This window comes from Duganella callida (genome assembly GCF_004614165.1).
GTDB classification, from domain to species: Bacteria; Pseudomonadota; Gammaproteobacteria; order Burkholderiales; family Burkholderiaceae_D; genus Rugamonas; species Rugamonas callida.
Map to the genome: position 1 here is coordinate 21,488 of NZ_SPVG01000223.1, position 6,541 is coordinate 28,028.

General features: G+C 65.0%; 7 protein-coding genes and 1 tRNA gene. 5 read left to right on the forward strand and 3 right to left on the reverse strand.

The window, feature by feature from the left end; genetic code table 11:
* The first annotated feature begins 40 nt into the window (after window positions 1-40).
* Window positions 41-1,099, forward strand: a complete 1,059-nt coding sequence (locus E4L98_RS22425; RefSeq protein ID WP_167761416.1) for a LacI family DNA-binding transcriptional regulator — start codon at window positions 41-43, stop codon at window positions 1,097-1,099.
* Between the two features lie 50 nt (window positions 1,100-1,149).
* Here E4L98_RS22425 and E4L98_RS22430 read toward each other — a convergent pair whose 3' ends face one another.
* Complete coding sequence (locus E4L98_RS22430; RefSeq protein ID WP_135203766.1) at window positions 1,150-2,247, reverse strand: hypothetical protein; 1,098 nt, start codon at window positions 2,245-2,247, stop codon at window positions 1,150-1,152.
* 172 nt (window positions 2,248-2,419) lie between these two features.
* On the opposite strand from E4L98_RS22430, the gene E4L98_RS22435 reads away from it, so the two are divergent.
* From E4L98_RS22435 to E4L98_RS22450, 4 genes are all read left to right on the forward strand, one after another.
* Window positions 2,420-3,094 (forward strand): MOSC domain-containing protein, encoded by a 675-nt coding sequence (locus E4L98_RS22435; RefSeq protein WP_135203767.1) that lies wholly within the window; start codon window positions 2,420-2,422, stop codon window positions 3,092-3,094.
* Between the two features lie 79 nt (window positions 3,095-3,173).
* Window positions 3,174-3,767, forward strand: coding sequence for a TetR/AcrR family transcriptional regulator (locus E4L98_RS22440; RefSeq protein WP_135203768.1), 594 nt, complete (start codon window positions 3,174-3,176; stop codon window positions 3,765-3,767).
* Between the two features lie 50 nt (window positions 3,768-3,817).
* Complete coding sequence (locus tag E4L98_RS22445; protein ID WP_229257515.1) at window positions 3,818-5,269, forward strand: MFS transporter; 1,452 nt, start codon at window positions 3,818-3,820, stop codon at window positions 5,267-5,269.
* Between the two features lie 53 nt (window positions 5,270-5,322).
* The gene (locus tag E4L98_RS22450; protein WP_135203769.1) at window positions 5,323-5,640 is read left to right on the forward strand and encodes an EthD family reductase; all 318 of its coding nucleotides are present in this window, start codon (window positions 5,323-5,325) and stop codon (window positions 5,638-5,640) included.
* A 55-nt stretch (window positions 5,641-5,695) separates the two neighbouring features.
* Here E4L98_RS22450 and E4L98_RS22455 read toward each other — a convergent pair.
* Window positions 5,696-5,788: transfer RNA gene (locus E4L98_RS22455), tRNA-Ser, on the reverse strand.
* 91 nt (window positions 5,789-5,879) lie between these two features.
* The coding region (locus tag E4L98_RS22460) for an oxidoreductase (protein WP_443093093.1) at window positions 5,880-6,541 on the reverse strand (662 nt) is incomplete at its 5' end.

Consider the following 6,541-nt stretch of genomic DNA (forward strand, 5'->3'; position numbering starts at 1 on the left):
GTGTGATATCGTTACCTCATTACCGTAAATGAACAGTCCGATGAAAAAAGCAGTCACTCTGGCCCAGGTCGCCAAGCATGCCGGCGTTGCCCTGATGACCGCCTCGCGCTCGCTGAGCGGCGAAGGCTACGTGGCGGAAGAGACCAAGGCCAGGGTGCTGGCGGCCGCCGCCGAACTGGGCTACGCGCCCAACATGCAGGCGCGCGCCATGAAAAGCGGTCGCACCAACGTCATCGGCGTGGTGGTCAACGACCTGGCCTCGCCGCTGATCAACGCCTACATCGCCGAACTCAGCGCCGAAGTGCGGCGCTACCAGATGGACCTGTTCATCTACAACGCGGTGGACGACCTGACCTCCGCCAACGGCCGCCGCCTGGACCAGTTGCTGAACGGCCTGTGGGATGGCCTGATCTTCGTGCTGCCGCGCATGAGCGACGAATATCTGGCCATGCTGGAACAAAGCGAGCGGCCGGTGGTGCTGATGCACTACTGCAAACACAAGACCAGCGTACCGGTGATCAATGGCGACAACTTCAACGGCGCGCGTGACGCCACCCAGCACCTGATCGACCTCGGTCATCGGCGCATCGCCTTCATCCACGGCAGCGCCTACACGGGCCAGAGCGCCGAACGCGAACAGGGTTACCGCGCCGCGCTGGAAGATGCCGGCATCGCTTTCGATCCGGCGCTGGTGGAACAGGGCGACTTCTCGGAGCGCTCCGGCACCGAAGCGACCGAACGCCTGCTGGCCCTGGCCACGCGGCCGACCGCGATCTTTTCCGCCAACGACGAGATGGGCTTCGGCTGCATGCTGGCCCTGCAGCGCGCCGGCCTGAGCGTGCCGGCCGACATGTCGCTGGTCGGCTTCGACGACGTGCCGGTGGCCAGCATCGTCCAGCCGCGCATGACCACGCTGCGGCATCCGATCGTGGACATGGCCAAGGCCGCGGTGCAGGAGCTGCTGCGCCGTATCAAGAATCAGCCCGGCCGCCGCCAGCGGGTGGAATTTCCCAGCGAGTTCGTGGTGCGCGAATCGAGCGCGCCGCCGCCGGCAACGTCGGCGCGCCGCCCGGCGGGACGAACCCGCAAAACAGTTTAGGCCGCCGCCTGCCCGGCAGCGCCCTCCCCTTGGCTGCCGGTTTTTTTTTTCTAAATCAATTCGATATCGACCGCCAGCCCCATGTGGTCGGTAACAGCGGCAACCGCGCTGCCGTCGGCGACCGGCGCCAGCTGCGACCAATAGCAGATCTTCTTCATCCTGACCGTTGCCGCGTTGTACACCGCCACGTCGTACATTTTGTCGCCCTTTGAATTGGTGCCGCCCACGCTGACCTTATAGCCGTCGATGGGACTGATGCTGCCCGTATGCGCACTTTTGAAATCCAGGCTGGTCGCCTTGCTGACGACACTGGGCGTAACGCCGCCGCTGCTCTGGTTGGTGTCTCCCATGATGAGATCGATAACCCCTCCGCCGTTCTGGATGATGGTGTCCGCGATGCCTTTGTAAAAAGTCACCAGACGGTCCTCGGTCGTTTCGCCGCCGGCACTTCTTGCATAGGGCTTGGGCGCGGCCGGCTTGGCCTGGTGCGTGGCGCCGACGCCGCGAAGCGCCCCCGGTTTCGCGGCTGCGGCGACCGGCGGTTTGGCCCCTTTCATCAACCTGTTCGGCACATGAACGAACACGACTGTATAGCCGAGATAGTTGATCGCATACCACCCGTCTCCCTGCCCCACGCAATCGGCACGGATACCGTTCGAGCAGTAGACACTGAAGTTGTTGCACGCTTTCTTGTTGGCCGTCGCGCCGGCCAGGTCGCTCACCACGTACTCGTTCATGGTCCGGAAGTCGGCGTTGGCGCCGTTGAGTTCGCCAAATGCCGTCACGTGCGGCATCTGCTGCATTTCCCGGAATACTCCTTGCCGGTTCTGCAACACCTTATACTTCATCATGTCGAAAAATTCGTCGGGCCGGACATTGGTTTGGGAAATGGTGCCGACCGGTGCCGTGGCGACCAGCCTGGCCGGCCCCTGCACCGGCGGCAAGTGACGGTCGGCTGGCCGGCCGTCGGGATAATTCATGGAATCGAAGCTCTCGTCATGCAAAGTAGGATAGACCAGCCTGGCCGCTCCCGTCGACGCGGCCAGATGGTCGTGCGTCTCTACCGTCAGTTTTTGCGCGGTCACCGAAACCAAATCATGTTTGGACTGATTGCCGGCATTGAAAGACTGGTAGGAAAAGATGGGCATACATGCTTTCGAGATTTAGTTAAACGAATCGGCAAAGGAAAATCTGGCACCGTAGGGAGTTACGCGGGCGGACGCGAATCGGATGCAGCCGTTGCCGGCCGCTGGGAACGCTGACGCATCTGCCCGTTCGTGTAAGATGCCAGCCACCGCTCAGGGATCGCGTAGAAAATTCATGCCTTCTCAGTTTCCAACCTCGCCGATCGGCATTGTTGACACCATTTACGTCAAGCCGACCGTACGTTCACCCTTTCGTCCGGTCGACGCCGCGGAAGCCGTCGAGGGGCTGGGCTTCAGCAACGACGTCCACCAGGACCGCGCATCTCCCCGGCAATTGTTGCTTGCCAGTGCGGCCGCTTACACAGAATTGAATTTGCCAGAGCACATCTTGCGCGAGAATTTGCGCATCACCGCGGACACATCACGCCTGCACTCGGGCCAACTGCTGCGCATTGGCGAGTCGGTGACGCTCGCGCTGACTTTTCAGTGCGAGGCTTGCGGCCGGTTGGGTCCCGGCGTTGCGGGCACCGCCAAAAATCGCCGTGGCATGCTCGCACGTGTGGTGAAAGGGGGCACTGTGCGCAAGCACGACCCGATTTTCTGCGTCGGGACTTCGGCTGTAACCTGGTCGGACAACTGGCAAGACCGCGTGGAGCAGGTACTCAGGAGCGTCCCCGACGGGTTTGTGATCGAGTTCAGCCAGATCGCCCGCCTGGCGGGAATTCAGTCCAGCTACTGCCGCGCGTTCCCCGCCCTGCTGAAGCGACTGGCGCCATGTCAGGCACAGAAAGCGGTGCCGGCCAACGGCCCCGGCCTGCGCTGGGCCGGGGGCACGCGCGCAGCGCGCTAAAGCTTGCGCCGGCCCACGGTAGCTGCTAATATTGGAACCGATTGGTTTATATGTTAAACCGAACCGACGGAGATAAAAGATGGCAAACCATGTCGGCCTGGGCCGTCCACGCGAATTTGAGCTGGACGATGCCGCCCGCGACGCGATGCAAGTGTTCTGGGACCACGGCTATGAAGCCGCATCCCTGCCCGACCTGATCGAAGGGACCGGGCTCTCGCGAGGCAGTCTCTACAAGGCCTTCGGCGACAAGAAGGGCCTGCTGCTGGCCGCTCTCGACCGCTACATGGCCGATGGCTTGCAGTTGACCGCGCAGCAGCTGTCGCAGCCCGGCGCCGCCCGGGCGGCGATACGCACGTCCCTGCTGCGCCATGCGACCCAGTCGTCCGGTGGCGCCGGCCGGCGCGGCTGCCTGATCGTGGCCATGGCGACCGAACAGGCGCACGACCCCGAGATCGCGGAACGGGCGCGCGGCATGTTCGAACGCCTGCAGCAACTGTATGCCGCCGCCATCGTCCGCGGCCAGGCCGGCGGCGAGTTTCCCGAACGCGACCCGCAGACGATGGCGCGCTTCCTGGTCTGCCAGATCCAGGGCATGCGCGTGCTGGGCAAAACCGGTGTCGCCGAAGCGGAGATGGTCGCGCTGGTGGAAAACGCCCTGCGGATCCTCGACTGACGCAAATTTTTTTACCCAATTTGGAACCGATAGGTTCCTTAAGGAGAACCATGTCAAAACCTCATTCCGCGCCCCCCGAGCCGCGCCGCTGGGCGATGTTCGCCGTCCTGCTGGTCGGCTCCTTCCTGCCGCCGCTGGACTTCTTCATCGTCAACGTGGCGCTGCCGTCCATCCAGAGCGACCTGGGCTCCTCGTCCTCGGCCGAGCAGATGGTCATTTCCGCGTATGCAGCGCTGTATGCGGTGACACTGATTACCGGCGGTCGCCTGGGCGACCTGTTCGGCCGCAGCCGCATATTCTTCCTCGGCTTGCTGGGCTTCACCGCTGCCTCGCTGCTGTGCGGTTTCGCCTGGTCGCCGTGGGCTCTGATTGCCGGACGGGCCCTGCAGGGCATTACCGCCGCGGTCATGGCGCCGCAGGCGCTCGCCTCGGTCCAGGCCATCTTCCCGGAAGCCGAAAAGCCGCTGGCGCTCAGCCTGTACGGCGCGGTGTTCGGCCTGGCCTCGGTCGCCGGACAGGCGCTGGGCGGCGTGCTGATCGCGCTGGACCTGTTCGGCATGGGGTGGCGCGCGGTGTTCCTGGTCAACCTGCCGCTGGCCTTGCTGGTGATACTGTTCGGTATTCCGCTCCTCAGGCGAACGGACGGGCAAGGCTCGGGCAAGCTGGACCCGGGCGGCATGGTCTTGTCGATGCTGACGCTGGCGCTGCTGATCGTGCCGCTGATCGAAGGCCGCGAGGCCGGGTGGCCCTGGTGGTCCTGGCTGTCGCTGGCCGCGGCGCCGCTGCTGGCGCGGCTGTTCTGGCGCTACGAAAGCCGGCTGGCGCGGGCCGGCGGGGCGCCGCTGCTCCATCCCGCGGCCCTGCGCGCACCGGGCCTGGGCCGCGCCCTGCTGATCGCCGTGTGCTTCTATTCGATCGGTTCGTTCTTTCTGCTGTTCTCGGTCTATCTGCAGAACGCCCTGCATGTCAGCGCCCTCGATGCCGGCCTGGTGTTCCTGCCCTTCGGCGCCGGCTTCCTGCTGGGGCCCTTGTCCACGCCGTATTTCCGCCGCCATCTCGGCGAGTGGGTCAATCCGATCGGCATGGGACTGGAAACCGCCGGCTTCCTCGGCCTGGCATGGTTGATCTGCGCGACGCCGGACCGCGTGGCGCCGGCAGCCACGCCGCTGGCCGTGCTGCTGTTCCTCATCGGCTTCGGACAAGGGCTCGCCCTGCCGACGCTGATGAAAATGATCACGGGCCGGGTGGCGCCCGCCTATTCCGGCATGATCGCCGGCATCGCCAGCTCGACCCTGCAGGTGAGCACGGCGCTCAGCGTGGCCCTGATCGGCGGCATCTTCTACACCGTCCTCGACGGGAGGGACGAGCCTGCGGCGATCGCGCACGCCTTCATCGTCGCCGCGTTGTGCATCGCCTGCTGTCTCGGCGCCGGCGTGGTGCTGGGCATGACGCTCGCCCGCCGCGCCGCCACATCCACGCAAGGCCGGGCTTCCGGCGCTTGATCCACCGCTTTTTTCAACGGCGCCTGCGTGCGCCATAACCGGAGTCACATCAAATGAGTGAAAACAACAAGCAAGTTACCATCTATGTCTATTACCAGGGCACGCCCGAAACCCGCTTCGACCGCGATTACTATACGCACCAGCACCTGCCGCTTACCCTGCAAGCCTGGGGCAAGTACGGACTGATCAGCTGCAGAGCCTTTTACCCGTCGATTGACCAGAATGGCACGATCGCCATCTGCGAGAGCGTGTACCGCGACGAAGCCGCCGTCGAAGCGGCGTTCAATTCGCCGGAGCGGACCGAGGTGATGGCGGACGTCGCCCGCTACACCGACGCCACGCCGCTGCGCATGCGGGGCTTGCCGCTTTAAGAGATGGCTGGCCCAAAAAAAAAAGCGACCTCGCGGTCGCTTTTTTTTGGCATTCTGGCGGAGACGGTGGGATTCGAACCCACGATACAGGTTTTGCCCGTATGCTTCCTTAGCAGGGAAGTGCCTTCGGCCACTCGGCCACGTCTCCCAGTCGATTGCTCAACCGTGTCCGCCGTGCAGCGGACGAACGCCATAGTATAGATCGGCAAGCGTTTGGTCAAGCCGTGCCATGCCGCCTTTCAGCCGCTGAACAGGTCCGGATATTGCACCGGCTGGCAGCGCAGGTACTGGCTGGCCGCGTGCACCCGTGCGCCCAGCGCCGCCGCCGCGTGCCATGGCCAGCGCGGGTCGTACAGCACCGTGCGCGCCAGCGCGACCAGGTCGGCGTCGCCGTTGGCGATGATGGCCTCGGCATGGAGCGGCTCGGTGATCAGGCCGACCGCCACCACCGGCACATCCACCACCGCCCTGACCGCGCGCGCCAGCGGCACCTGGTAGCCGGGGCCGACCGGTATGCGCTGATCCGGCCGCAGCCCGCCGCTGGAGACGTGGATCACGTCCACGCCGCGCGCCGCCAGCATCTGCGAGAACGCCTGCGCCTGCTCGATGGTGAAGCCGCCGTCTATCCAGTCCGTGCCCGAGATGCGCACGCTGACCGGCCGCTCGGGCGGAAACGCCGCGCGCACGGCGTCAAACACTTCCAGCGGAAAGCGCGCACGGTTTTCCAGCGCGCCGCCATATTCGTCCGTGCGCAGGTTCGACAGCGGCGACAGGAACTGGTGCAGCAGGTAGCCGTGCGCGGCGTGGATCTGGATGGCGTCGATGCCGATGTCGGCCGCGCGCCGCGCCGCCGCCGCGAAGCCGTCGCGGATGCGGCGCAGCCCCGCCCGGTCCAGCGCCT

Coding starts and splice junctions, on each gene's coding strand:
- E4L98_RS22425 (WP_167761416.1), top strand. CDS start 41: ATGAAAAAAGCAGTCACTCTGGCCCAGGTCGCCAAGCATGCCGGCGTT.
- E4L98_RS22430 (WP_135203766.1), bottom strand. CDS start 2,247: ATGCCCATCTTTTCCTACCAGTCTTTCAATGCCGGCAATCAGTCCAAA.
- E4L98_RS22445 (WP_229257515.1), top strand. CDS start 3,818: ATGTCAAAACCTCATTCCGCGCCCCCCGAGCCGCGCCGCTGGGCGATG.
- E4L98_RS22440 (WP_135203768.1), top strand. CDS start 3,174: ATGGCAAACCATGTCGGCCTGGGCCGTCCACGCGAATTTGAGCTGGAC.
- E4L98_RS22435 (WP_135203767.1), top strand. CDS start 2,420: ATGCCTTCTCAGTTTCCAACCTCGCCGATCGGCATTGTTGACACCATT.
- E4L98_RS22450 (WP_135203769.1), top strand. CDS start 5,323: ATGAGTGAAAACAACAAGCAAGTTACCATCTATGTCTATTACCAGGGC.